The organism is Paraburkholderia rhynchosiae, from assembly GCF_002879865.1.
In the GTDB taxonomy this organism is placed as follows: Bacteria; Pseudomonadota; Gammaproteobacteria; order Burkholderiales; family Burkholderiaceae; genus Paraburkholderia; species Paraburkholderia rhynchosiae.
Genome location: NZ_PNXY01000055.1, coordinates 1 through 24921, shown reverse-complemented (window position 1 = coordinate 24921; position 24921 = coordinate 1). Strand labels below are relative to the sequence as shown.

The window sequence follows — 24921 nt, the reverse complement described above, 5'->3', positions numbered from 1 at the left end:
CCAACGAGTGAGAAAATGGACGCGATTAGTGTTTGCACGAATGAAGGTGGCGCGCTGTACTAGCTGTGAAGTGACGCAACTGATTGCGGCGTACTTCCTTTACCCTTGACTCCGGCCGGCTAATGGGCGTCCCTTCAGGGTCGGGTCCGGAAGCTCGGGCCGAGGACGCGCAGCGCTCGAACTTCGATCTTCGGCAACCGGCCACGAGCGGTCGGTCGAGGTCGCCATCCAATTCGGACATCCAGGGCATCGTCCGCTCAATCTCAATGACCGGTCTCCGGCGAGCAGATCGCAGGGGGCATTGCCTCAACGCGGCCCAGGAGCCGCCGTTCAATGGTGCCTCAGGCATTGGTGACGATCGATACTGCCAAGGTGGAGAAACGATCACGATTATTTTCTGCAGGAAAATCGAGAACCGAGGTCTCAGCGAACTATGAACGTCTAATTTGAGGAAAAAACCACGCCAGACTTTCAGACGAAATTAACAGTATCAAGATGAGAAAACCCATTACGATTTCTAGACTTGATAGTAGACTTAGAAACGAAAATGACCATCCTGAAAAATGGGTGATATACCGATATACATCTCTCCAACAGAAAAAATTTACCGCGATGAAAGCCCCTCGTTTCCGCCTCAACAAGCCATAGGGAAACAGTGCCAGGATAGCGATGAGCAACACCATCAGCGAAAAATCTAGAAAATTTATCGCATTCGGATTTTTAAGAGGTACGAACAGCAAGGGCAAGCCGGCGATGATGGCACCCCCAACAACTAACCAAGAGCATACGACAGCGATTTTGACGTTACGCGGGGCAGGCGGAATACTTGCGGTGCTCATGTTATTGGACCCTTGTCGACAGTTCTGTTTAACGGCCATGGTCGCGAAAGCTTTAATTGGTGAGTGGGAGTCGTGATACAAAGCGTAGCCTTTGACAGGCAGCTTTGCGGCACGGTGGCCGTCCGTTGTGGGTCGCGTGCTGTCGATCGCAACCGTGCGAGGGTCGGGGGGCGTACGCCGATTGCATAAGGCAGTGGTCGGCCATGAACGGCCGTTCGAGGTCGTCGTCCAGTTTATATGCCCGGGGTCTCATAGCCCCTTGCTCAACGACCGCTTTGCGGCGAGCGAATCACGGGTGATACTGCCTCGATCCGGCCGAGGTTGTGTAAAAACTCAGATGATCATCTAGACTGAATCAACCTGCTGGATCGAGAGGCGCAGATGGGGCGATTTGTCGAAGGTGCGGAACGCAGTCAGACGACACTCCTGCCGGAATGTCTCGATGACTTTATCGCTGAAGATAATCCTGTGCGGATTGTCGACGCATTCGTCGAAGAACTCGAACTGGCATCCCTCGGATTCGAAGGCACTACGCCGGCAAGCACCGGGCGACCTTCTTACCACCCAGCCGTACTGCTCAAGATCTATATCTACGGCTATCTCAATCGCGTGCAGTCTAGCCGACGCCTGGAGCGGGAGTGCCAGCGCAATGTCGAATTGATGTGGCTGACCGGCCGGCTTGCGCCGGACTTCAAGACGATTGCCGAGTTCAGGCGGAGCAATGGCGAAGGCATTCGCAACGTGTGCCGTCGCTTCGTGATGATATGCCGTGACCTGAAGCTGTTCACACAAGCGGTCGTAGCCATCGACGGTAGCAAGTTCAAGGCGGTCAACAGCCGCGACAACAACTTCACCCCCAACAAGATTGCACGGCGTCAGGAGCAGATCGAGCAAAGCATCCAGCGTTATCTGGACGCGCTGGAGACCGCCGATCGCACTCAGCCGGCCGAGGTAGAAACGAAGACTGAACGCCTGCGGGAGAAGATCGAGACGCTGCGTGAACAGATGCGCGATCTGAAACGCGCAGCGGAACTCCTGAACGATCTGCCGGAAAAGCAGATCTCACTGACCGACCCGGACTCACGCTCGATGATCTCCCAAGCCAAGGGTACGGGCGTGGTTGGTTATAACGTTCAGGTCGCCGTCGACGCCCGGCACCATCTCATCGTTACCCACGAAGTCACGAACGTCGGCAACGACCGGACGCAGTTGAGTCCGATGGCCAAAGCGGCGCGCGACGCGATGGGGAAGAAGAAAATCAAGGCACTGGCAGACCGTGGATATTTCAGCGCACCAGAGATCAAGGCGTGCGACGACGCGGGTATCGCGGCACTGGTACCTAAGACGCAAACATCTGGTGCAAAGGCCGACGGCCGCTTCGATCGGGCTGACTTCATTTATATCGCCAAAGACGACCAGTATCTATGTCCGGCGGGCCAGCGTGCGATTTACAGGTACACCTCGTTTGAAAGGGCGAATCTGCTGAAATTGCGGACCTACTGGAGCAGTGCCTGCCCACACTGTCCACTCAGAAAGCAGTGCACACCGGCGCCGTATCGGCGCATTCGCCGATGGGAACACGAAGCGGTACTCGACAGAATGCAACGCAGACTGGATCGTCAGCTCGATGCGATGACAATACGGCGACGGACGGTCGAGCACGTGTTCGGCACGCTGAAGCACTGGATGGGCTCAACCCACTTCCAGATGCGCAGGCTTGGGAACGTCTCGACTGAAATGAGTTTGCATGTGCTGGCGTACAACCTCAAACGCGTGATGAAGATCCTCGGATTTGCGAAGACACTGCGAGCGATGAAGCTGGCAGGCGCATAATCTCACGCCTGCCCATGCTCGCCGGCGCATCTCAATCTGGTCAGCCTTCAGAAATCGTCAACTGCGAAGACGCGGCGGCCTCACAGTTGTCCTACCCGCCCGTCGGCCCATACGTTTTTACACAACCTCGGCCAGTTCCGGTCATTCGCTTGATCTAACACCCCGGTCATTCGAACGACTCCTGTTGCGTCGAGACCGGTCTGCGGTCCAAAGCGGTACGTCGCGTCAGGCGACGCAGAAATGCGCCGTTTTCATTCTGAAAAATGCGTGACAGCAATTGATCGAGAGTATTCACAGAACTGCTGAAACGAGGAGACGTCATTGAGCAACGAGGCCGTTGCAGCCGTTGAAAAGGCCTTGTCCTTGCTCGATTGCTTCCAGCCGGGCAAAGAGTCGCTATCGCTGGCACTGCGTGCCAGGACGACGGGCATACCCGTCACGACCGTCTATGGGTTGATGAACTCGCTCAAGCGCAAGTGTTACGTCGGTACGAGTAGTCGTTAACTATCGGCCGTCGTCGAGCCGATCTTGCGCGACCTTGCAGCAGCGACGGGCGCAAGCGCGTCCTACTCGGCCATCGAGCGCGGCAGAGGTCTGGTCTGTTCAGGGCCGACCCGGCGGAGGATTTGCGTATCACGCGAGTCCTCGACGATTTGCGGGATTTCGCTAACACGCCCACCAGCGACGTACCGCGCTACTGCGACTTAGCGAGCGTCTTCGATCGCTGCCCGGCGCTCCCGATTTTCAAGTTCGGCGCGCTCGATGAGTTCCTGGGCGCCCTGACGTTATCGGAGCGCGGCACCGAGTCGGGAAGCGGCGCGCACCGACGGATCTTTCGTAGCGCGGCACGTCGATGCCGCGATCGGTCTGTCGCGCCAGCTGGGCGCGAGCGCAGCGTTTGCGAACGCCTCCGCGCGCATGTCCAGGCGACGAACGGCTCGTCGACCTGAACCCCCCCCGTCCGCTGACGCGGGGATCAGATGGCGTAGATCTTCTCGCACAATGCAACACTGGCGCCTAGCTTCCGGGACAGATCAGCGGCCGCATCCAGTTGCGGCCGATCCAACTCGCCCGACGTGTGCGCCGCGCTGAGCCGCGACGCGGGACCGGAAAGCGTCAGCGCCGCCATGAACTTGTCGCCGGCGCCGAAGATCGGTACAGCGAACGCTGCTGTGTGCACATCGCGCGCACCCGCGGTGAAGATCGGCAATCCAGGCGGCTTGTCGTAGATCGGTTCGCCGAGTCCCCAGAAACGGATCACCTGGCTTATCGCCGTGTCGTCGAGCGGCAGCGTCGTTCCGGCGAGCCGCGTTTCACGCAGACCTTCGGACGGCTCGACCCGAAACAGGCACAGCCGCTGCCCGTTGTCGTGAACGTAGTACGATGCGCTTTCTTTCGTTACCGCGGCGAGCGCATGCAGCGCCGGTTCCACTACCGTGGAGAGATGGAAGGACTGCTCGTACAGCTTGCCGAGGTACAGTACGCGATGTCCGAGCGAATAGTTGCCTGATTGAGCGCGCACGACATAGCCCATTCGTTCCAGCGAGTTCATCAATCGATAGACCGTCGTCTTGTGCATGCCGGACGCTTGCGCGAGCATCGCCAGCGACTGTGACTCGGCTCCCGGCTTGAAGCAGTCCAACAGCGAAAGTGCTTTCTCGACCGCAACGACTCCTTCGTTTCCCATTCCTGCCTCCCGTCATCCATTTGCATTGATTGTACACAGTAAAACGACGGTTTATACCGTAAAAGGGTAAACGCCAGTGGATCGGCGTGTCTGCTCTCGTTATAGTGATTTCACCCCGTACACTATCGTTGTACACAGTAAAACCAACGAACTGAGGTAAAACCCATGAGCACCACGTCCGCAGGTACTTCCGCTATCAATCGCAATATCGAACGCGTGTCGCCGGAACTGGTCGAGGCTGCGGCGCGATATCAGGCCGCCATCCTCGCTGACGTCGCTGGTCGTCGCGGCACGCTGCATGGCCGGGTCAAGCCGCTGTCGCCGACGATGAAAGTCGCGGGTCCGGCCGTCACGGTCGAAGTGCGTCCCGGCGACAACCTCGCCATTCACGCCGCGCTGTCCATCGCGAAGCCGGGCGACGTGATCGTCGTCGACGGCAAGGGCGATCTCTCGTGCGCGCTGATCGGCGAAATCATGGCGACGCAGGCAAAGGCGAGCGGTATCGCGGGCATCGTCATCGACGGCGCCGTGCGCGATGCGCACGAGCTTGCCGGCGGCGACTTCCCGATCTTCGCGGCCGGCCTGAATCCCTGCGGCCCGACCAAAAGCGTCGCGGGCCTGGTGAATGCGCCCATCTCGGCCGGCGACACGGCCATCAACCCGGGCGACCTCATCGTTGGCGACGCGGACGGCGTCGTCGTGATTCCGCGTAACGACGTCGCACGCATCATCGAACTCGCGCAGAAAAAGCTCGACATGGAAACGGCGCGCATCGCAGCGATTCACAAGGGCGATGTCCGTCCGGTCTGGGTCGAAAAAGAACTGCGGGCAGCAGGCATGCTGGCCGAAGGCGAGGCGCTGTGATGCAGACGGCTTCGCATAAACCGGTCATTCTTGTGACGGCGGCCGACCTTGCGCCGCAAGCCCTCGAGATGCTCACCCATTTCGACGTCGTGTTCGCCGGCAGGCAGCCCTCGGAGGACGACATCGTCGCGCTGTGCGCGGAGCACAAGCCGGTCGCGATCATCGTTCGATACGGCAAGGTCAACGCCCGGATCATGGATGCCGCCGAAAACCTGCAGGTGGTTTCGAAGCATGGCAGCGGCATCGACGTGATCGATCAGGCAGCGGCGGCCGCGCGCGGTATCGCGGTGCGCGCCGCCGTTGGGGCCAACGCAGCCGCCGTCGCGGAGCACGCATGGGCGCTGATTCTCGCGTGCGCGAAGTCCGTGCCGCAACTGGATGCGCGCATGCGCCAAGGCCACTGGGACAAATCCACGCACAAGTCCGTCGAACTGGACGGGCGGACCCTCGGCCTGGTCGGACTGGGCGCGATCGGCCGACGCGTCGCAGCGATCGGCGCGGCGTTCGGCATGACCGTGCTCGCGTTCGATCCGTACGCGAAAGAAGCGGCCGCAGGCGTGAAGCTGGTGTCGCTCGACGAGTTGTACGCGGCTTCCGACATCGTTTCGCTGCATTGCCCGCTGACAGCGGAAAACCGCCAGATGCTCAACCGCGACACGCTCGCGCGGTTCAAGCGCGGCGCAATTCTCGTCAATACGGCACGCGGCGGTCTGATCGACGAAGCGGCGCTCGCCGAGGCGCTCGCCAGCGGCCAGTTGCGCTTTGCCGGTCTCGACAGCTTCGACGTCGAACCGATGATGCACCCGCATCCGTTCCAGCAGATCCCGAACGCAATCCTGTCGCCGCATATCGGCGGTGTGAGCGATGCCGCGTACGTGAACATGGGTAAGGGCGCCGCCGCCAATGTTCTCGCCGTCGTCGAACAACACGCTCGCAACGCAGCCTGAAGTCCGCAAGAGAAGACCCATCATGTTCTATCTCATGTCGCCCGCAGTACGCACCGCGGAAGTCTTCACGCGTATGCCGGACAAATTCCGCAAAGCCGACATCCAGACCGATTGGGCGCGTGCCAATCGCGGCGGCCTCGCCACGGACTCGTTTCTCGAAGGCCCCGTGTGGGACCCAGCGGGCTATCTGTTCGTCACGGACATCCCGCACGGCCGTGTTTTCCGGATTTCGCCGTCGGGCGAGTGGGAAATCGTCGTGCAATACGACGGCGAGCCGAACGGAATGAAGCGCTTCGACGATGCGCATCTGCTCATCACCGACTATCGCAACGGCCTGATGCTGCTCGACATCGCGCGCGGTGAAGTGCGTCCGTTTCTCGAGCGGCGCAATTCCGAGCGCTTCAGGGGCGTGAACGATCTCACGTTCGATTCGAACGGCAACCTGTACTTCACCGATCAGGGGCAAACGGGGCTGCACGATCCGACGGGCCGTGTGTACCGGCTGTCGGCGGACGGCAGGCTCGACTTGCTGCTCGGCAATTGCCCGAGCCCCAACGGACTCGTACTGTCGCCCGACGAGAAGATTCTCTTTGTCGGCATGACGCGCGGCAATTGCGTGTGGCGCGTGCCGCTTCAGGCCGATGGTTCCGTCAGCAAGGTAGGGCAGTTCTTCACGTCGTACGGCCCGAGCGGTCCGGACGGACTGACCATCGACACGCAAGGGCGACTCTTTGTCGCCAATCCGGGGCTTGGTCGCGCGTGGGTGCTGAACCATCTCGCCGAACCCGTCGAAATTCTGACGAGCCCGGAAGGCGCTTCGCTCACGAATCTCTGTTTCGGCGGCGCGGACATGAAGACGCTGTTCATGACCGAGTCCGTTTCGGGAACGGTTCTCAAAGCTGAAATGACGATTGCCGGGCCGCTTCCGAAGCGGGCCGGGCGAACCGTCTGATCGCGCAGCGGGCGCGAGCGCCCGCGATACATCAATACATTTGCGCCGACAGAAGCGCGATGGAGGAGCAAGCATGACCATGTCGCACACCCTGCGCGGCGACGGTGCCACGCGCCAGACAGCAACGCCGCCCGTTGCCGGCATCGCGAGCGAGGACTACGCGGCCAGCGAGCGCACGCTCGCCAAGGCGTTCCGGCGAATCCTGCCATTCATCTTCATCTGCTACGTCATCAGTTATCTCGACCGGACCAATGTCGGGTTCGCCGCGCTGACGATGAACAAGGATCTCGGTCTGACCTCCGGGCAGTTCGGTTTCGGCGCAGGACTGTTCTTCGTCGGCTATTTTCTGTTCGAGATTCCGAGCAACCTGATCATGCAGAAGGTCGGTGCGCGCGTGTGGATCGCGCGCATCATGATCACGTGGGGTCTCTTTTCGATGGCGACGGCGTTCGTCGTCGGACCGAAGAGTTTTGCGGCCGCGCGCTTTCTGCTAGGGCTCGCCGAAGCGGGCTTCACGCCCGGCATCTACCTGTATTTCACGCACTGGTTTCCGGGTAAGTGGCGCGCCAAAGTGACGGCCGCGTTCCTCGTCGGAATTCCCGTCGCGAACATGATCGGCTCTCCCGTTTCGGGCGCGCTGCTCGAACTCGGCGGCCTGCATGGACTGCGCAGCTGGCAGTGGTTGCTGCTGATCGAAGGCGGACCGGCCGTGTTGCTCGGCATCGCCTGCCTGTTCGTGCTGGCCGATCGGCCCGAAAAAGCGAAGTGGCTCACCGACGAAGAGAAATCGTCTCTCGCGAAGCGTCTCGCGCTTGAACAGGGCGACATCGGCGCACGTCACGGCAGCACGCTGCGCGACGCGATGACCAACTGGCGGGTGTTTGTGCTCGCGTTCGTCAACTTCTGCGGCATCGTCGGGTCGCTCGGCGTCGGTCTGTGGATGCCGCAAATCATCAAGCAGTTCGGCGTCGGGCACACGGTCGTGGGCTGGCTCACCGCGATTCCCTATGCAATCGGCGCAGTCGTGATGCTCTGGTGGGCGCGCGTCGCGAATCGCTCACAGAACCGCATTCCATATGTAGCCGGTGCGCTGGTCGTGGCGGCCGCCGCGCTGTGCGCAAGCACCTTCCTCGACGCGCCCGTGCTGAAGCTCATCGCACTCTGTTTCACGGTGAGCGGCATCCTCGCTTTCCAGGCGACCTACTGGGCTATTCCGTCCAGCTTTCTCACGGGGCGGGCCGCGGCCGGCGGCCTCGCGCTCATCGTCTCGGTGGGCAACCTCGGCGGCTTCGTCGGTCCATCGATGATCGGCGCGCTCAAGCAGCTCTCAGGCGGGTTCACCGTGCCGCTGCTCGCCGTGTCGGGTGTGCTGCTGCTCGGTGCGCTGACCATCGCCTGGCTCGGTGATCCGGGCGCCGACGCAGGCGAAGCGCCGTCGGCTCACAAGGTCTGATCCACGCATTCAAAACCAATCCATAAAACCTCTGTTTGGAGACTCCATGTTGTTCAAAAAAGCCAGCCACAACGTCAACACGAACGTCCGTTTCATGCTCGGCGCAGTCGCCGCCGCAGGCGTCAGTCTTACCTGCGGCGCAGTACATGCGCAAAGCAGCGTCACGCTGTACGGCATCGCGGATGTTGGCGTCGAACACATCAACAATACGAGCGCTGGCGGCGCACAGACGCGCGAAGTGTCGGGCAATCTGTCCGGTTCCCGCTGGGGTCTTAGGGGCGCGGAAGACATTGGCGGCGGCATGAAGGCGATTTTCCAGCTGGAGAGCGGCTTCAACATCAACGATGGCACGACCGCTCAATCGACCAGAGGTCTGGGCGCGAACGCTGCGACGACCGCCCGGTTGTTTGGCCGGCAGGCTTGGGTCGGTCTTTCGTATCGAGGCCAGCAGTTGACGTTCGGCCGGCAGAACTCGCTGCTCTATGAACAGGCCGTTGCGTTCGATCCGATGGGCGCATCGTCGCGCTACTCGGTGCTGTCGCTCGATTACGCAATGGCCGGGCGCATCGATAATTCGGCGAAGTACACGGGCGTGTTCGGCCCGCTGACGGCGCAAGCGATGTACAGCACGCGCTACGACTCGGGCTATGGCGCCGAAGTGCCGGGCGCGGAAATCACGGGGCGCTTCTTCAGCGGCGCGCTGACCTATGCGCAAGGTCCGTTCGCGGCGAGCGTGTCATACGAGCAGCGCAACAGCAACACGGTACCGACCAACACGGGCACCGAGCGTCGCGCGACGGCAGCCGCTTCATATGTGATCGGACCCGTGAAGGGCTTCGCCGGCTATCGCTATCTGCGTGCATCTAATGCGTTCCTGCCGGCGAACCCGATCGTCGTTGCAAACGGCTCGCAAGCCAGCGCTGCAAACCTCTACTGGGCGGGTGCGCAGTACAACGTGACGCCCGCTTTCATTGTCACGGCCACCGGCTACTACCAGGACGTGCATTCGACGGGTGCCGACCCGTGGCTCGCGGTGCTTTGCGCGGACTATTTCCTGTCGAAGCGCACTGATCTTTACGCAACCGCGGGCTTCGCTCACAACAAGGACAAGTCCGCACTTGGTGTCAATGGATACGGTACGGTCGCGCCCGGATATAACCAGACGGGCATCACGATCGGCATGCGCCAGAAGTTCTGACGAGAAAGCGTTATGCAGATAGTCCATGCGCCCCATCTTCCAGTTCGAGAGGAGTGGCTTGCCTTGCGAAAGGAGCCTGTTCTCGAGCCTGAACTGCCGATTGTCGATGCGCATCATCATCTGTGGGACCGCCAGACCGGGCGATATCTCGCCGATGAGTTCAGTAACGATGTGGCGAGCGGGCATCGGGTCGCGTCGACGGTCTACGTGCAATGCCGCTCGATGTTGCGCGAGGACGGTCCCGAGGCGATGAAGCCCGTTGGCGAAGTGGAGTTCGCCAACGGAATCGCCGCGATGTCCGCGAGCGGCGCGTATGGACGGACGCGCTGCTGCGAGGCGATCGTCGGCGGTGCGGATCTGACGTTGGGCGCGGAACTCGATGCAGTGCTCGAAGCGATGTTGCAGGTATCCGGCGGACGCCTACGCGGCATCCGAAATCCGCTCGCGTGGCATGCGAGCCCTGAAGTGAGTTCGAGCCCCGTGACACCGCCGCGCGACCTGATGACAAATCCGGGTTTCCGGCGGGGTTTCAGCGCGCTCGGCCGCTTTGGGCTGTCGCTCGATGCATGGGTCTATCACACGCAACTCGACGATCTGTATGAACTGGCGCGTGCCGAGGATCGCGTGACGGTCGTCATCAATCATTTTGGCGGTCCGCTGGGAGTGGGTCCGCACGCCGGTCAACGCGCGGCGGTTCGCGCCCAATGGCAGCAAAAACTCGCGCGCCTCGCGAGTTTGCCCAACACGCGCATCAAGCTCGGCGGCGCGGGCATGAACGTGTTCGGCTTCAACTTCGCCGCGCGCGAAGTACCGCCTTCGTCCGAGGACCTGGCCTCTGCGTGGCGGCCGTATTTCGACACCTGCGTCGAACTGTTCGGCGTGAATCGCTGCATGTTCGAAAGCAACTTTCCCGTCGACAAAGGGATGTTCAGTTACGGCGTTCTGTGGAACGCCTTCAAACGACTCGCGTCCGCGATGTCCGCCAACGAAAAAGCCGCGCTCTTCAGCCGGACTGCGGCGGCCACCTATCGCCTCGCGATTGCCGGAGACAACACATGAAGACGAGCGCAACGGTTGCAGCAACCGAATTCAAGGACGGCGCGGAAGCCAGAGGGTTGAGGAACATCACGGGCACCGAGTGGCGTTCGCTTTCACTCGCGGGACTCGGCTGGACGTTCGAAAGCTACGACTCGTTTCTGCTTTCGCTTCTGCTGCCTACGCTCGCCCTTCAGTTCGGATTGAGCAAGGCGCAACTCGGTCTGTTCACGAGCATCACGGCGGCAGGGCAGATCGTCGGCGGCATTCTGTTCGGTTATGTATCGGACCGGTTGGGGCGTGTGCGTACCGCGTTGCTCTGCGTCGGCATTTATTCGCTGTTCTCGGGTCTGCTTGCATTCGCGCCGAACGAGCACTGGTTCGCGACGTTGCGCTTCTTCGGCGCGTTGGGCATGGGCGGCACGTGGACGGCGGGCGCCGCGCTGATTGCCGAGACATGGCACGCGAGCCGGCGCGGCAAGGGCGGCGCGCTGATGCAGATGGGATTGCCCATCGGCGCGATCCTCGCCATCACGATTTCAGGCATCGTCAGCGGCGTGAACAACGGACTCGGTGGAAATAGCTGGCGTCTGCTTTTTCTGATCGGTGCCTTGCCGTTCTTTATCCTCTTCTGGGTCGCACGAAATACGCCTGAATCTCCGATCTGGCTGGAACGCAAGCGGGCGAAGTCGTCGGTTCAAAAAGTGCACGCGGCGAGCAGCGACACGCTCGATATGCGCGGAATGCTGACGGCTTTCGGCTTCATCTTCTTTCTCCAGTACCTGTACTGGGGCGTCTTTACGTGGACACCAACGTTCCTCGTCACGGTGAAGCATCTCGACTTCGTGCATAGCCTGAAGTTCGTACTTGCGCTGCAGTTCGGCGCGATCACCGGTTTCCTGCTGTTCTCGGCTTTCGTCGACCGGCTTGGCCGACGGCCCATGTTCCTGGCCTACCTGCTCGTTGGAGCTGCCGCCGTGGGCGGGTACATCGTGTCATCGAATGCACTGCTGCTGATGGTCGCGATCTTCCTGACCGGCTTCAGCGTCAACGGTATTTTCGCGGGCGCGGGTCCGTTCCTCGCGGAGATCATCGGCAATACGGCCTCGCGCGGATTTCTGATGGGCCTCGCGTATAACGGCGGCCGTCTAGGCGGCTTCATCGCGCCGTTGATCATCGGCGTGCTCGCATCGACTTCCGGCGGATTCGTGCTCGGACTGGCAACGACCATCGTCGCATTCGTCGCCGCCGCCGTCGTCGTGTTCTTCGCGCCCGAAACGCGCGGCAAGGCGTTGTCATGAGGATGGCCGCGCAAACCGGTTTCGTCAGCAGACTGTTTCCGGCGCTTGCCGAGGCGTCGCTGCGACGCTATCTGAGCGGACAGGTCGCGTCCGTGCTCGGAAGCTGGACGCAGAACGTCACGCTGAACCTGCTCGTGTATCACCTGTCGGGGTCGGCGGCGATACTCGCGCTGCTCAATTTTTTGCTGTATGGACCGCAGCTCATCGTCGCACCGATCGCCGGCTCGCGGATCAGTTCGACCAATGCGAAACGCGCGACGCTGTGCGTGCTCGCGGCGTCGCTGGCGCTGACGGCCAGTCTGTTCACGCTGTCGCTGCTGGGCGTGCTCGGCGTGAAGCTGATACTCGCGCATGCGCTCGCCATCGGCGTGTCGAGCGCCGTTGAGACGCCCGCGCGCCAGGTTTTGCTGCTGACGAGTCTCGAACATCCGACGCATACGTCGAACGCCGTGGCGATGAACACGATGGTCTACAACGTCGGCCGGATGGTCGGCCCGACGATTGCGGGTTTCGTCTATCCGACGCTCAGACCGAGAACATCGTTTGTGATTTATGCGGTGGCGCTCTGCTTCATGGCGACATGCGTGCGTTCGATCAGAACGGCCTCGGCGGCTCGGCCCGAGCGCGCGGACAGCAGCCTGCGCGACGCAGTCGGCTACGTGATGTCCGATGCGTTCTCCGCGCGCTACCTGCCGATACTCGCGTGCATCGGGTTGTTCGCCGGCAGTTACCAGACGCTCGTGCCGCTGCTCGCGGACCAGGGGTTTCACGACGCGGCGCGCTTTACGGGTGTGTTCTTCGCGTGTGCCGGCGCGGGTTCGCTGAGCGCGGCAATTCTGCTTTCTTCGGCGATCGGCACGTTGGCGTCGCGAAGATTCATCGCGTGGGCGCCGTGGACGGCCGTCGGCGCGCTCGCGTTGCTCGCCGCGACATCCGAGGCGGCAGCCACGGCGTCGGCATTTTACGCACTCGGTTTCAGCCTCACGTTCGCGGCCACGTCGACGAACGCGACCATCCAGCGGCAATGCCCGAAACACGTGCGCGGCGGGCTCGTCGGCATGTACGGGATGGCCTACAACGGCACGATGCCACTCGGCTATCTGCTCGTCGGGACCGCGTCAGAAGCGCTGGGCGTACGACACACGTTCTCGGCCATGGCGATGGTGCTTGCCAGCGGCGTCATCGCCGTCATTGCATGGCAACGAATCACGAATCAGCGCGCAGGCGCACAATAAACGGAGACGACGATGCAAACTGGATTCATGGACAAGTCCGCGATCGAGCGCCGGACGATACGAAAGGTCGTCTGGCGACTTATTCCCTTTCTGATGGTGTGCTGTCTGCTTGCCTTTATCGACCGGGGCAACGTGGGCATGGCGTCGTTGCAGATGAATCATGACCTTGGCATGTCGGCGAAGATGTTCGGCTTCGGCAGCAGCCTGTTCTTCATTTCCTACTTCTTTTGCGAAGTGCCGAGCAATCTTGCGCTGGAAAAGTACGGCGCGCGTATCTGGATCGCGCGGATCATGATTACGTGGGGCATCGTGTCGGCGGCGACCGCGCTCGTGCATAACGCGACGTCGTTCTATGTTCTGCGCTTCCTGCTCGGCGCCGCCGAAGCGGGCTTCTTCCCCGGCGTGCTGCTGTACCTCTCGTACTGGATTCCGGCGTCGTATCGCGCTCGTATCGTCGCCACGTTCATGGTCGCAATTCCCGCCGCGAGCTTCATCGGCTCACCGATTTCGGCGCTGCTCCTGCAGATGGACGGCTTCTGGGGGCTGCGCGGCTGGCACTGGCTGTTCATTCTGGAAGGCATTCCGACTGTGCTGCTCGGCGTTGCATGTCTGTTCATGCTGACCAACAAGCCTGAGAACGCGAGATGGCTCGACGACGACGAGCGCAGGTGGCTCGTCAATGCGCTCGTCAGCGAGCAAAAGGCTCCGAAGAAGGTGCCGTCGCTTCCGCTCGCGCAACTGTTCCGCAATCGCTATGTGTTGTGTCTCGCACTCGTGGATACGTGTGCGTCGGCGGCGGGCAGCACGCTGTCCGTGTGGCAGCCGCAACTGCTCAAGTCGTTTGGCTTGTCTGTCATGCAGACAGGCTTGCTGAACTCCGTGCCGTACGCGGTCGCTTCCGTTCTGATGGTCTACTGGGGACGCCGCTCGGACCGGGCCGGCGAGCGGCGCTGGCACACTGTAGTACCGATGCTGCTGATTGGTGTGGGTCTGTTCGCGACCTCGCTGAGCGGCTCACTTGTACCGACGGTCTGCATGCTGTGCGCGGTGCTCGTTGGAGCCTATTCGTTCAAGGGCCCATTCTGGGCGCTCGCTACGGACATGCTGTCCAACAGTGCCGTGGCAGCAGGCCTCGCGACGGTCAACGCGATTGCAAATCTGCTTGGCGGCGGGCTGATGGTGAACGTATATGGATGGGTGAAGGAGGCGACTGGAAGTTATGCGCTGGCGTTGATGCCACTCGCCATCCTCACGCTCGTCAGCGTCGCGACCTTGTTGCTGTTGACTCGCAACGGTCCGGCAAACCGTCTGGTTAGCAAGACGGGGACCATCTGATCATGACTGTTCCCACGAGACGCGAGTTTTTCCAGTTTGCGGGCGTTGCGCTGATGTCCGCAGCGATGCCTAAATTGGCAGGCGCGGGAGAGACGTGGTCGAGCGGCACGGACCGGCCGGCGTTCAGCTTGCCCGAAGGCGCCATCGACTGTCACATGCATATTTACGACGATCGCTTCCCGGTTGCGCCGGGCACGACCCTGCGTCCGCCGAATGCCACGGTCGCGCAGTACCGGCTTCTGCAGACGCGCTTAGGTGTGAAGCGCAATGTGGTCGTCACGCCGTCGACGTATGGAACGGATAACCGCTGTACGCTCGAAGCCGTCAGACAGTTCGGCGGCAACGCGCGCGGCGTTGCCGTCATCGACAGTTCCGCGACCGATGCGGAGCTGCAGAACCTGGATCGAGGCGGCATTCGGGCGATTCGCTTCAACCTGAGCTATCCGGGCGCAACGACGCTCGACATGCTTGCGCCACTTGCCGCGCGCATAGCCAATCTCGGCTGGCATATCGAACTGGTGGTGCAGGGCGCGCGACTGTCGGAGCTCGAGCGGCATTTGTCGGCGCTGCCTTGCCCGCTCGTCATCGACCATATCGCGCATGTTCCGCAACCCGGCGGCCTGTCGTCGGACGCTTTGCGCACCGCGCAGCGCCTAGTCGCAAAAGGCAATACATGGATCACGTTGTCGGGGCCGTACGTCGACAGCAAGGCGGCCGCGCCAGCATACGAAGACATAGCACCTGTCGTGAAAACGCTGATCGAGATGGCGCCAGAGCGGATGCTGTGGGGTACCGACTGGCCTCATCCGACGGAGAAGACTCATAAGCCGGATGATGCAAGCTTGCTGGACACGATCGCGGATTGGATAGCGCGGCCGGATTGGCAGCATCGGATATTCGTCACTAACCCTACGAAGCTGTACGGATTCGCGTAGCGCAGCGAAGATGCTGCGAAACGAGGGATCAACGTCAATACACCCAGTCGAAACACGCATCGCTTTAGCGACCGCGGATGGCTTTCACGTTTTGCGCGACGGCGGATTGCCTGCGAACGTCTGCTTGACACCCAGATCTTGCCGTTGCATCTTGGCCACGAGCAAGCGACCGCTCAGGGTCGATTCGGGAAGCACGCGCCTGGACTCGACTGCGACGACGGTCCGCGTCTGGCGAACTTCCGAGTGCGGCCGCAATGGGACATTGGAGACATGTCTATAGATCGACGACAATCGCCGCGTTTTCGTGCCCAGAAGTCCGGAATGGCTACAATGCAATCCAGCCAGTCTACAGGTCGGTCCTCGAATGACAACGAAACAGAGATTTACCACTGCGCTGTTTTGCGCGCTCGCCTGGATCATTATCGACCAGTTGACGAAAGCGTTCTTCAAGCAAATATTGTCGCCCGGCGAGATAGTGTCGTTGTTTGCTGGGAGTCTCCTGGTTCTTCCCACCTACAACGACGGCGCGTTCCTGAGCGTTGGCGCAGAAATGTCTGATGCGACGCGCCATGCAATTCTCATATATGGCGTCTTGGCAATTCTGGTCGGCCTGCTCGGTTGGCTTTTGCGGTCGTCCAAGCTTGGCCGAGTTGACGTCATTGCGATAGCTTGCATTCTGGGCGGTGGGCTTAGCAATCTCGTCGATCGCTGTGTGTATGATGGCCGCGTATTCGATTTCTTGAACATGGGAATAGGACGTCTGAGAACGGGCGTATTCAATGTCGCGGACGTCGGAATCATGTTGGGCGTAGCGGTACTCATTCTCGGCAGCGTGAAAAGCAAGCCGACTTTGCCGGGGGGCCACGACAGCCTGACAATCTAAAGCCGAAGAGTACGGCCGACAACTGCTCTGGATGACGTTAGCAGTCGTATTGAGCTGATTCGCGCCTGATACTTGCCGCTCTCGTGTCACCGCTTTCATTCGGCATCGACCGGTCCGGCCAGGTTCGGCCATTGGTTCGATCAAAGCCGCGGTCGCTCGAATGGCTGCTCCGCATTCGAAACCCGCCACGAAAATCGGAGCGCTGAGACAAGCATTGATCGATCCGCCGTCCGGAACGCTCGTACACTAACGGTTCCGGACGGATGTTCGCTACGCGAGGCCCGCGCATGCCGACGATTGCCCTGATTGTCTTGACGGTCGCGGTGACGCTCGTCGTCGTGCTGATGATCGCGAACCTGACGAGCGGCGAGAAGAAGATCGAGCACAACATCGAACGGCTGTACGGAAGCGACGATCCGCAGTTCACCCGCTCGATGGGGCTGCTGCTCGGGCCGCCCGTCGTCGGGGGCAACCGCTTCGAGGTGCTCTTGAACGGCGACGAGATCTTTCCGTCGATGCTGGAGGGCATCCGGTCGGCGCGGCACACGATCACCTTCGAAACCTTCATTTACTGGTCCGGCGCGATCGGCGAGGAAATCGCGCGTGCGCTGTCCGACAAGACGCGTGGGGGTATCGCGGTGCACGTGCTGCTCGACTGGGTCGGCTCATCGAAGATGGACAAGCGCTATCGACGGATGCTGCGCGAGTCGGGTGCGGAAGTCATCCAGTATCACAAGCCGCACTGGACGGGTCTCGGCCGCATGAACGACCGCACGCACCGCAAGCTGCTCGTGATCGACGGACGCATCGGCTTTACGGGCGGCGTGGGTATCGCCGACGAATGGGCCGGGCACGCGCAGGACGAGAAACACTGGCGCGATACGCACTTTCGCGTCGAAGGCCCGGCGGTCGGACAGATGCAGGCGGTCTTCATGGACAACTGGATCAAGGCGACGGGGAATGTGCTGCACGGCCCGCAGTACTTTCCGGAGATCGACGCTGCGGGCGACGGCCTCGCCCACATGTTTAGCAGCTCGCCCTCGGGCGGCAGCGACGACATGCAGTTGATGTACCTCATGGCGATCACCGCCGCGACGCACTCCATCCACTTGTCGAGCGCGTACTTAGTGCCGGACAAGCTGACGATCAACGCGATCGTCGAGGCGGCGAAGCGCGGCGTGAAGGTGCGCATTACATCAGCGGCGAATCTGACGGCATTCGCATCCTGCATAAACCTTGAACAGCTCTGCTGACGCAAAAGCAGAGCAATTGCGATGAGTAATCTCGATCTGAATTTGCTCCGTGTGTTTGATGCGATCCTCCGAGAGCGGAACGTCCTTCGTGCAAGCGAAGCGATCCATCTCAGTCCGTCGGCAGTCAGTCACGCACTATCGCGGCTCCGAGCTTTTCTCAACGATGACTTGTTTGTGCGAACGGCCGCCGGAATGGAACCCACGGCCCGTGCGCTGGAGATGGCGCCGCTCGTACGGGATGCTCTTGTCACCATCGAGCGTGCAATCGGGCCGAGGCAATTCGACCCCGGCAGCACGGAGCGGCAGTTTTGCATCGCAGCGACCGATTACATGACCGCGGTGCTTTTGCCCCAATTCTTGCGTGCAACGGCGCTCGCGGCGCCGCACGCCAGCATCACGCTATTGCCCGCGAGCAGGATCGACCTGACCACGCAGATCGATGTCGGCCGGGTCGAGATCGCGCTTGGATCGTTTTCCAACGTGCCCACCCGTATTCATGAACAGGTGTTGTTCGAAGAACGGGACATGATGGTCACCGCTCCCGATCATCCGCTGGCAGGACGGGAAATTGGCTTGAGAGAGTTCACCAGCCTGCCGCTGCTGGTGGTTTCCACTGGTGGTTCCGAGGATGGCTTCCTGTCCGAGCGAGGACTGACGCGGAGGGCCGAGATGTTCGACCGCGCTGCGCTGGTGACGGCCTTCGAATCGGTCGGCAAATGGCCGGAGTTCCGGATCGTCCAACCTCATTTCCTGGCTATTCCGAGTCTGCTGGCGGGGACGCGAACGGCTGCGATCGTGCCGGCGTCGCTCGCCAGGTTTTTCAGCCAGTCGGGCACGGTGCACGCGGCGGAATTGCCCTGGGAACCGACGGTGCGCGCGCTGCAGATGATCTGGCACGAGCGGCACACCCAAGATCAGGGCCATGCCTGGCTGCGCACCATGTTGGCCGACGCCGCCATGACGGTGGCCGCGGCGAGCGCGGCATGGGGCGACGGCCGGCCGGGACCCTGAACTGCATGCCGTGCATTTTGCTCTTGCCAAAAATGCACTTCTTGGAATCGGACTGGCCGTGTAGCCTGCAGTCAAGCATCCAATGAAAGGCTATCTATATGTTCACCGACGATATCGAAAGAACACATGAATTAACCGAACTCGAAAGTATCATGATGAGTCGCTTCGCCAACCGGTTCTATTTGAATCGCGAAGTTGATCCGGCAATCGTGAAGGGAATTCTCAATTCTGCGCGTTACGCCGCTACGGGTGCGAACGTGCAGCCCTGGCGCGTTCACGTCACGGCAGGTAACGCAAAAGAGCGGCTAATCAATGCGATCAGTGCTGCGCACGAAGCTTCGCCAGGCGATCACTCGTCCGAGTATCGATACCTTCCAGAGACTTTGCCCGAACCGTTCGCGTCGCGTCTACGCGAGTTCGGCACGGTTTTCTTCGGGTCTCTGGGTATCGGCCGGGAAGACGTTGCAGCCCGGGCAGCAAATACCGCGCGGAATTGCCGATTCTTTGACGCGCCAGTCGCCCTGATCTTTACGATCGATCGGCGTCTCGAGAAAGGAAGCTGGCTGGATCTCGGCATGTTCATTCAGAACGTCATGCTCGCGGCAAAGGCGCGCGGCCTGGACACATGCACTCAAGAGTTCCTTTCGCGTTATCACGCTGTCATTCGCGCCAATCTGCCTCTCGGTCCTGAGGAGCTGGTGGTCTGCACGATGGCGATGGGTTATGGCGATCCGGATTGGGCAAAGCGACGTCCGCAGATGCCGAAGCTACCCGTTGAAGGATTCGCATCGTTTCACGGGTTCTGAAGCTGCACTGAAGTTTTCGGGTTTAAGACACCACAGCTGCCCCGAACACGATCGTTCGCGACAACGTGTTGGGGCGTTCATTTCTGGTGCTTTCGTGTGCTCCCGTTCAACACCACAATGCAGGAACATCAAGGAGCCAGACGTCCATGAACATTCGGTCCATTGCAGTTGCCGCCTGCGCAGGCATCGCCTTAGGCATTGCGGTGCCGGCCGCGGCACACGGCGCGGGTGAAACCGTCATGCCGAACTTCCAGCACGCCATTCCTAACATCCCCGGCATGTTGTTGACCGCCGTCGTCGTCGACTACGCCCCCGGCGCAGCATCGCCAGCGCACAGGCATGCAGGCTCGGCTTTCATCTATGCATACGTCGTGTCTGGCGAAATCGAGTCTCAGGTGAACGACGGTCCGAAGCGCGTCTACCGCGCCGGCGAAAGTTTCTTCGAGGAGCCCGGCGCCGTTCACCGTGTAAGCCGCAACGCGAGCAGTTCCAAGCCGGCGAAGTTGCTTGCGGTCTTCGTTGCGGATAGCACCGACAAGGTGTTGACCGTCCCCGTCAAGTAAATCATTGCATCAAGGAGTCACGTCATGAGCAAGCGTCTCGATTACAACCAGATTGCGCCCGCGGGCGTCAAAGCCCTTGGCGGCGTCTACGGCTACGTCATGCAAAGCGGTCTGCCGCCGCTTCTCGTCGATCTAGTCTACCTTCGCGTATCACAGATCAACAACTGCGCTTACTGCCTCGACATGCACACACGCGACTTACTGAAGCAAGGCCTGAAGGTCGACAAGCTGGCGCTTGTACAAGCGTGGAAGGAAGCGGGCAATCTGTTCGACGAACGCGAGCGTGCCGCGCTCGCATGGGCCGAATCGGTCACGCTCGTCGCAGCGACCGGCGTACCGGACGAGGCCTATGAGGCCGTCCGCGCGGTGTTCGACGAACGCGAGATCGTGGACCTCACGATTGCCATCAGCCTGATGAACACCTATAACCGCATGGCCATCAGCTTCCGCAACACGCCTCAGGCCGTACTGGAGCAGTGAAGCGGTTAGCGGATTTCCTCAGCGCAAAAGCGGAATTCCGACTCAGGCAGAAGCAGGGTGATTTTTGAAATGCATTTTTCCAGCCAATCCCGACGGGCGCGGCGCAAGTAAGCACATAGCGGAGCTATGAACATGAGCACGATCACAGGCATCAAGATCCCCGACAGCGCGATGGCGCGTGCGGCCACAGAGCTCATTCGCGACACTGAATCGGAATTGCTCTTCCATCACTCTACTCGCGTGTTTCTATTTGGCGCTTTGACGGGTGAGGCCAAGCAGTTGAAGTATGACCCCGAGCTTCTGTACATCGGTGCGATGTTCCATGATATCGGACTTACAGAGCAATTCCGAACGTCCCAAAACCGGTTCGAGGTCGATAGCGCGAACGCCGCTCGTCGCTTTCTTCAGGATCATCGCATTCCTGAAGACGATATCGACCTGGTCTGGGACACGATCGCCTTGCATACAACTCCCGGTATCCCGCCGTTCAAGAAACCAGTGGTTCAACTGGTGACCGCAGGCGTCGAGATGGACGTTCTCGGCCTCGCGTACGACCAGTTCACTGAAGAGCAGCGTACGCTGGTCGTCACTGCTCACCCTCGTGGGGAGAACTTCAAGGAGCAGATCATCGACGCGTTCAACGACGGTATGAAGCATCGACCGGACTCGACCTTCGGCACGGTAAACGACGACGTCCTTGCTCTTAAGGACCCGGGCTTCCGTCGCATGAACTTCTGCAGCATCATCCTGGGCAATGCATGGAACGACTCGCACTACGCGTGCATGTGCAACGACCCTGCACACCAGCAAGCGTAACTTTCTCCGTTGACGCGGCCAATCGGTTACCGGCCTGAATCCGACGCCCGGGTGCGGCGGTCCGGATTCGAATGGCCGGGTCGAGCTAGCCCACGCAAAATAGAGCGACCAGATGAAGGAAGATACTGTGCAGACGAACAGATCGATCAACCTCGTGATCCCCGACAGCCAACTGGCGCGTGAGGTCACACAGCTCATTCGCGATACCGAAGGCGAATTGCTGTTTAACCACTCGACCCGTGTATACCTTTGGGGCGCTCTGCTCGGAAAACGAAAAAACCTGGTCTTCGACCCCGAACTGCTTTATGTTGCGGCCATGTTTCACGACATCGGGCTGACGTCGATCTATCACGAAAGCCAGCTGCGCTTCGAAGTGGATGGCGCGAATGCGGCACGCGATTTCCTGCGAAGCCATCACATCTCCGAGGCAGACATAGAGAGGGTTTGGACCGCTGTTGCTCTCCATACAACGCCGGGCATTCCAGAGCACATGCACGGAGAAATTGCCCTGGTACAAGCCGGAGCGGGAATGGACGTGGCGGGACGTGGCTTCGAACAGTTCACCGACGAACAACGCGCCGCGGTGGTCGACGCCTATCCGCGCGGTGCCGACTTTGCCAGCAAGATGATCGATGTCTTCTACGACGGCATGAAGCATCGCCCAAGCACAACGTTCGGCACCTTCAACGATGACTTCCTTGCGCACAAGGATCCTGATTTCGTGAGAGTTAACCTGTGCAGCATCATCTTGAACTCGAGTTGGTGCTGAGAGTGCTAAAGCCCGCGTCCTCGGACAAAGGGAATGCCACGGAACCGGCCAGTTCCGCTGGTTTGCCGAACCGCTTCATCGGTACCAGCGCTACAAAATCGGCGATGGCAGTACGTGCCCTCGCCGATATATTGTCCGAAGCGACTCGGCGACTCACGCTAGCGGTTGCTTCACGGTTTATCAGGCTCTGCCCAATTCTGCAGATACTACAACATGAGAAAGGCGAGTCGTAAACTCGGACGAATTCAGTGCCATGGACGGCCGTTATCGGTGTGACCGAATGCCCGTCCAAGGTCGAATTCTGCCCGACTAGGACCGATCGATGGCGACCCACTCCGTCAGATCAACGTCGGACGGGTTCCGGCCACAATCGGACGTTCGACGCCGCTGCAGGAATCGTCGACAATCCTACCTACTAGGACGGACGACAATTCCAAGTGCAAGAAATAGATACGCAATTTGGCTTACTTAGCGTTCTGAACGAGCCCACGTACTCATTCGAGTCACAAGACAATGTGCGATCGTACGAGTTCGAGGTACTGCTCACGCGAGACACGCCTACATCTGTCCATGGGATAGCGTTGAACGGTAGCGGGATAATGGTCGTTGGCGCAGGTGGAGGCTGCTCATCGGTGCATGTTCACTCTGCGCTAGTGCTCGGCGACAAGCTTTACTTTGCGATCGGCGATCACGTCGCCTGCCTCTCGTTTTCATTGCCCCGTCGGTTGGTATGGTCAACACAGGTCGATATGGCCACGTGCGCTTTCGCCAAGCCGGACGTCCGCCCGTCAGAGCCCGAACTGCTTAGCTTGCCCCGACACCTAACAGGAAGCGGCAGCGCGTGTCACAGAAACACTCCGAGAGGCTTGGCCGATAGGGTGCGTATTCCGTGTAGGACTTGTACTGCTTGTACTGTTTGTACGGCTTATACGCTTCGTATTGAGTGGCTGACGTAGAAAGTGAAAGCGCGTGCGGTTCGTGCCACGAAATATGAAAAGTTCGGAGCTCACAACTCTGCCCGCCTTGGCTTTAGCACCGGCATCATCGGCGCGACGAAGGCGATCGCGGCCACGGCCATTCCGTGCCCGAGTTGCAGGCAGGCGACGGTATACTCCGAAGCGTCCCCGAGTTGGCCGCAGCTGCTCGGCGACGTCACCAATAGCGGCATATGCATGGGCCTTCAGATAGTGTCGCTCGACGGCGGCCCCATTTGAACGCTCCGGGTCACGGTCGCCAACTCGTCCGGAAAACCTTGCCAAAATCGAACCAACGGCCAGCCGCGCTGCAACGTGCAGCGAACCAACGAAACAAGAACCCATGAAAGCGACCATCTTTTTCTCGTGGCAGGCCGACCAACCGCCTGTTGTATGCAGGAATTTTCTTGAGAGGGCCCTCACGAAAGCAATCGAAAGCGTGAGCCAGACGGCCGAAGTCGAGCAGGCTGAGCGAGAGCTTCTGCTTGATCGCGATACGCAGAACGTTGCCGGGTTTCCGCCCATCGTCGACACGATTTTCAGCAAGATCGATGGCGCCGCGGTGTTCGTGCCGGACTTCACCTTTGTCGCAAAGCGAGCTGACGGCCGGCCCGCGCAAAATCCAAATGTGCTGATCGAGTAAGGTTGGGCGCTGAAGGCGCTCGGCCACGAGCGCATCATACCGGTGATGAACACGGCTTACGGAGAACCCTCGGACGAGACTCTGCCGTTCGATCTCCGTCACCACCGGCATCCGATCCAGTATCACTGTCCAGCAGACGCTAACGAAGAAACACGGAAATCGGTGCGTGAGAAGCTTGCTAAGCAGTTGCAACATGCGATTGGACTCGTTCTGCAAAGCCCGAGCTATATGGATACGCTACCGCGTCCTCCCGCTCCGGCGCTGTTCCAGCCCGCCGCAGAAGTCGCACCGGGGCTCTTTAGGTCCCAGGTCGACCCGATCGGTCTAGGCGAGCATTTTCCGGATAACCATCAGGAGATCATGCTCGCAGCCGGTCCCCGGATGTGGCTGCGCGTAATGCCGGCCGCTCAGCAGGGCCGCGCGTGGAAACCCGCGGAGCTCCGTCAGGCGTCAGTTCAGGCACAGGGCCATCTGCGCCCCCTGTGGGATGGTTATTCCGGCATGAGCTATCTAACCGCTCAGGACGGGTTCGGCGTTTTCACACGCAGCCCGGGCGAAAACGTCGCGCTTAGCACGACCTTTATGTTCAGGTCGGGTGAGATCTGGGCCGTCGACGCCCGCTACCTAGAGCATCTAACGACTAACGCGGTGAACGTGATCCCCGATGTCGAAGGCGAATATGCCCGCTCCCTTGTGCTGCTTCAGTCGGTGCTGGAGCGGCTGGAGATTGCGCCGCCCTTTCACTGGATCGCAGGCATGACCGGCATCAAGTCACGCGGCATGCAAGTGCCAATTCAGCCTGGCCGTGCCGCCCCTCCGGGCCCGCGCGGAAAATGCATGCTGGACACCGTGACGATGGAAGGCGAGTGCTCGCCGGCGGACAACGCCGTTCACTCCCTGCGGCCTTTTTTTGAGCGATTGTACGAAAGCTGCGGCCTCACGCGGCCCGCGTGGCTCGATAGCCGCGCATAGCCACTGGCTCTAAGAACTCTTAACAAAATAAAGAAAGGGGCTGTTTACTCTCGATGAATCCTGTTAACCTTTTCATTGTTTCGACGACGAAAAGGACATGGCTAAACCCATACTCGACGACGAACTTTGGGCACTCA

The 24921-nt window shown here is 60.4% G+C and carries 23 protein-coding genes and 1 pseudogene; 23 read left to right on the top strand and 1 reads right to left on the bottom strand.

Going from position 1 to position 24921, the window contains the following annotated elements; translation table 11 throughout:
• Positions 1 to 669 precede the first annotated feature (669 nt).
• From C0Z16_RS37645 to C0Z16_RS39520, 3 genes are all read left to right on the top strand, one after another.
• Positions 670 to 915, top strand: a complete 246-nt coding sequence (locus C0Z16_RS37645) for a hypothetical protein (RefSeq protein WP_146014406.1) — start codon at positions 670 to 672, stop codon at positions 913 to 915.
• Between the two features lie 305 nt (positions 916 to 1220).
• Positions 1221 to 2672: an IS1182 family transposase gene (locus tag C0Z16_RS34945; RefSeq protein WP_102636543.1), complete on the top strand. Its 1452-nt coding sequence runs from the start codon at positions 1221 to 1223 to the stop codon at positions 2670 to 2672.
• Positions 2673 to 2993: 321 nt separating this feature from the next.
• Positions 2994 to 3176 carry a helix-turn-helix domain-containing protein gene (locus C0Z16_RS39520; RefSeq protein WP_322788921.1) on the top strand — a complete coding sequence of 61 codons (183 nt, stop codon included), beginning with the start codon at positions 2994 to 2996 and terminating at the stop codon, positions 3174 to 3176.
• Between the two features lie 472 nt (positions 3177 to 3648).
• Here the strand turns inward: C0Z16_RS39520 and C0Z16_RS34935 are convergent, their stop codons facing one another.
• A complete protein-coding gene (locus C0Z16_RS34935) occupies positions 3649 to 4359 on the bottom strand; it encodes an IclR family transcriptional regulator (RefSeq protein WP_102636542.1) in 711 nt (236 codons plus the stop codon).
• Positions 4360 to 4524: 165 nt separating this feature from the next.
• Between C0Z16_RS34935 and C0Z16_RS34930 the strand changes: the two genes are divergently transcribed.
• The 20 genes and pseudogenes from C0Z16_RS34930 to C0Z16_RS34820 all read left to right on the top strand — a co-directional run bounded on the left by C0Z16_RS34930 (position 4525) and on the right by C0Z16_RS34820 (position 24784).
• Complete coding sequence (locus C0Z16_RS34930) at positions 4525 to 5223, top strand: RraA family protein (protein WP_102636541.1); 699 nt, start codon at positions 4525 to 4527, stop codon at positions 5221 to 5223.
• Positions 5223 to 6170: an NAD(P)-dependent oxidoreductase gene (locus tag C0Z16_RS34925; RefSeq protein ID WP_102636540.1), complete on the top strand. Its 948-nt coding sequence runs from the start codon at positions 5223 to 5225 to the stop codon at positions 6168 to 6170. The genes C0Z16_RS34930 and C0Z16_RS34925 overlap by 1 nt, the downstream gene beginning before the upstream one ends.
• A gap of 22 nt (positions 6171 to 6192) precedes the next feature.
• On the top strand, positions 6193 to 7122 hold the full coding sequence (locus C0Z16_RS34920) for an SMP-30/gluconolactonase/LRE family protein (protein ID WP_102636544.1): 930 nt from the start codon (positions 6193 to 6195) through the stop codon (positions 7120 to 7122).
• Positions 7123 to 7195: 73 nt separating this feature from the next.
• Positions 7196 to 8575, top strand: coding sequence for an MFS transporter (locus C0Z16_RS34915; protein ID WP_102636539.1), 1380 nt, complete (start codon positions 7196 to 7198; stop codon positions 8573 to 8575).
• Positions 8576 to 8621: 46 nt separating this feature from the next.
• Complete coding sequence (locus C0Z16_RS34910; protein ID WP_102636538.1) at positions 8622 to 9773, top strand: porin; 1152 nt, start codon at positions 8622 to 8624, stop codon at positions 9771 to 9773.
• Positions 9774 to 9785: 12 nt separating this feature from the next.
• Positions 9786 to 10832 (top strand): amidohydrolase family protein, encoded by a 1047-nt coding sequence (locus C0Z16_RS34905; RefSeq protein WP_102636537.1) that lies wholly within the window; start codon positions 9786 to 9788, stop codon positions 10830 to 10832.
• On the top strand, positions 10829 to 12109 hold the full coding sequence (locus C0Z16_RS34900) for an MFS transporter (RefSeq protein WP_102636536.1): 1281 nt from the start codon (positions 10829 to 10831) through the stop codon (positions 12107 to 12109). The genes C0Z16_RS34905 and C0Z16_RS34900 overlap by 4 nt, the downstream gene beginning before the upstream one ends.
• A complete protein-coding gene (locus C0Z16_RS34895; RefSeq protein WP_102636535.1) occupies positions 12106 to 13344 on the top strand; it encodes an MFS transporter in 1239 nt (412 codons plus the stop codon). Before C0Z16_RS34900 ends, C0Z16_RS34895 begins: the two co-directional genes overlap by 4 nt.
• A gap of 12 nt (positions 13345 to 13356) precedes the next feature.
• Complete coding sequence (locus C0Z16_RS34890) at positions 13357 to 14679, top strand: MFS transporter (RefSeq protein WP_102636534.1); 1323 nt, start codon at positions 13357 to 13359, stop codon at positions 14677 to 14679.
• Between the two features lie 2 nt (positions 14680 to 14681).
• Positions 14682 to 15614, top strand: coding sequence for an amidohydrolase family protein (locus C0Z16_RS34885; protein WP_102636533.1), 933 nt, complete (start codon positions 14682 to 14684; stop codon positions 15612 to 15614).
• A 364-nt stretch (positions 15615 to 15978) separates the two neighbouring features.
• Positions 15979 to 16497: a signal peptidase II gene (gene lspA, locus C0Z16_RS34875; protein ID WP_102636531.1), complete on the top strand. Its 519-nt coding sequence runs from the start codon at positions 15979 to 15981 to the stop codon at positions 16495 to 16497.
• A 287-nt stretch (positions 16498 to 16784) separates the two neighbouring features.
• A pseudogene (locus C0Z16_RS34870) lies at positions 16785 to 17690 on the top strand (phospholipase D-like domain-containing protein); the annotation flags it as partial.
• 81 nt (positions 17691 to 17771) lie between these two features.
• Positions 17772 to 18761 carry a LysR substrate-binding domain-containing protein gene (locus C0Z16_RS34865; RefSeq protein WP_102636530.1) on the top strand — a complete coding sequence of 330 codons (990 nt, stop codon included), beginning with the start codon at positions 17772 to 17774 and terminating at the stop codon, positions 18759 to 18761.
• A 98-nt stretch (positions 18762 to 18859) separates the two neighbouring features.
• On the top strand, positions 18860 to 19567 hold the full coding sequence (locus C0Z16_RS34860) for a nitroreductase (protein ID WP_102636529.1): 708 nt from the start codon (positions 18860 to 18862) through the stop codon (positions 19565 to 19567).
• A 146-nt stretch (positions 19568 to 19713) separates the two neighbouring features.
• Positions 19714 to 20130: a cupin domain-containing protein gene (locus C0Z16_RS34855; protein WP_102636528.1), complete on the top strand. Its 417-nt coding sequence runs from the start codon at positions 19714 to 19716 to the stop codon at positions 20128 to 20130.
• Between the two features lie 24 nt (positions 20131 to 20154).
• A complete protein-coding gene (locus tag C0Z16_RS34850; protein WP_102636527.1) occupies positions 20155 to 20610 on the top strand; it encodes a carboxymuconolactone decarboxylase family protein in 456 nt (151 codons plus the stop codon).
• A 132-nt stretch (positions 20611 to 20742) separates the two neighbouring features.
• Positions 20743 to 21426, top strand: a complete 684-nt coding sequence (locus tag C0Z16_RS34845) for an HD domain-containing protein (protein ID WP_102636526.1) — start codon at positions 20743 to 20745, stop codon at positions 21424 to 21426.
• A 112-nt stretch (positions 21427 to 21538) separates the two neighbouring features.
• Positions 21539 to 22195, top strand: coding sequence for an HD domain-containing protein (locus tag C0Z16_RS34840; RefSeq protein ID WP_102636525.1), 657 nt, complete (start codon positions 21539 to 21541; stop codon positions 22193 to 22195).
• A gap of 1317 nt (positions 22196 to 23512) precedes the next feature.
• On the top strand, positions 23513 to 23812 hold the full coding sequence (locus C0Z16_RS34825; RefSeq protein WP_102636522.1) for a hypothetical protein: 300 nt from the start codon (positions 23513 to 23515) through the stop codon (positions 23810 to 23812).
• A 45-nt stretch (positions 23813 to 23857) separates the two neighbouring features.
• Positions 23858 to 24784, top strand: a complete 927-nt coding sequence (locus tag C0Z16_RS34820; protein ID WP_102636521.1) for a hypothetical protein — start codon at positions 23858 to 23860, stop codon at positions 24782 to 24784.
• The last annotated feature ends 137 nt before the right edge of the window (positions 24785 to 24921 follow it).

Excerpts from the sequence above, each read along its gene's own strand:
- C0Z16_RS37645 (WP_146014406.1), top strand. The coding sequence starts at position 670 with ATGAGCAACACCATCAGCGAAAAATCTAGAAAATTTATCGCATTCGGA.
- C0Z16_RS34945 (WP_102636543.1), top strand. The coding sequence starts at position 1,221 with ATGGGGCGATTTGTCGAAGGTGCGGAACGCAGTCAGACGACACTCCTG.
- C0Z16_RS34935 (WP_102636542.1), bottom strand. The coding sequence starts at position 4,359 with ATGGGAAACGAAGGAGTCGTTGCGGTCGAGAAAGCACTTTCGCTGTTG.
- C0Z16_RS34930 (WP_102636541.1), top strand. The coding sequence starts at position 4,525 with ATGAGCACCACGTCCGCAGGTACTTCCGCTATCAATCGCAATATCGAA.
- C0Z16_RS34925 (WP_102636540.1), top strand. The coding sequence starts at position 5,223 with ATGCAGACGGCTTCGCATAAACCGGTCATTCTTGTGACGGCGGCCGAC.
- C0Z16_RS34920 (WP_102636544.1), top strand. The coding sequence starts at position 6,193 with ATGTTCTATCTCATGTCGCCCGCAGTACGCACCGCGGAAGTCTTCACG.
- C0Z16_RS34915 (WP_102636539.1), top strand. The coding sequence starts at position 7,196 with ATGACCATGTCGCACACCCTGCGCGGCGACGGTGCCACGCGCCAGACA.
- C0Z16_RS34910 (WP_102636538.1), top strand. The coding sequence starts at position 8,622 with ATGTTGTTCAAAAAAGCCAGCCACAACGTCAACACGAACGTCCGTTTC.
- C0Z16_RS34905 (WP_102636537.1), top strand. The coding sequence starts at position 9,786 with ATGCAGATAGTCCATGCGCCCCATCTTCCAGTTCGAGAGGAGTGGCTT.
- C0Z16_RS34900 (WP_102636536.1), top strand. The coding sequence starts at position 10,829 with ATGAAGACGAGCGCAACGGTTGCAGCAACCGAATTCAAGGACGGCGCG.
- C0Z16_RS34895 (WP_102636535.1), top strand. The coding sequence starts at position 12,106 with ATGAGGATGGCCGCGCAAACCGGTTTCGTCAGCAGACTGTTTCCGGCG.
- C0Z16_RS34890 (WP_102636534.1), top strand. The coding sequence starts at position 13,357 with ATGCAAACTGGATTCATGGACAAGTCCGCGATCGAGCGCCGGACGATA.
- C0Z16_RS34885 (WP_102636533.1), top strand. The coding sequence starts at position 14,682 with ATGACTGTTCCCACGAGACGCGAGTTTTTCCAGTTTGCGGGCGTTGCG.
- lspA (WP_102636531.1), top strand. The coding sequence starts at position 15,979 with ATGACAACGAAACAGAGATTTACCACTGCGCTGTTTTGCGCGCTCGCC.
- C0Z16_RS34865 (WP_102636530.1), top strand. The coding sequence starts at position 17,772 with ATGAGTAATCTCGATCTGAATTTGCTCCGTGTGTTTGATGCGATCCTC.
- C0Z16_RS34860 (WP_102636529.1), top strand. The coding sequence starts at position 18,860 with ATGTTCACCGACGATATCGAAAGAACACATGAATTAACCGAACTCGAA.
- C0Z16_RS34855 (WP_102636528.1), top strand. The coding sequence starts at position 19,714 with ATGAACATTCGGTCCATTGCAGTTGCCGCCTGCGCAGGCATCGCCTTA.
- C0Z16_RS34850 (WP_102636527.1), top strand. The coding sequence starts at position 20,155 with ATGAGCAAGCGTCTCGATTACAACCAGATTGCGCCCGCGGGCGTCAAA.
- C0Z16_RS34845 (WP_102636526.1), top strand. The coding sequence starts at position 20,743 with ATGAGCACGATCACAGGCATCAAGATCCCCGACAGCGCGATGGCGCGT.
- C0Z16_RS34840 (WP_102636525.1), top strand. The coding sequence starts at position 21,539 with ATGAAGGAAGATACTGTGCAGACGAACAGATCGATCAACCTCGTGATC.
- C0Z16_RS34825 (WP_102636522.1), top strand. The coding sequence starts at position 23,513 with ATGAAAGCGACCATCTTTTTCTCGTGGCAGGCCGACCAACCGCCTGTT.
- C0Z16_RS34820 (WP_102636521.1), top strand. The coding sequence starts at position 23,858 with ATGAACACGGCTTACGGAGAACCCTCGGACGAGACTCTGCCGTTCGAT.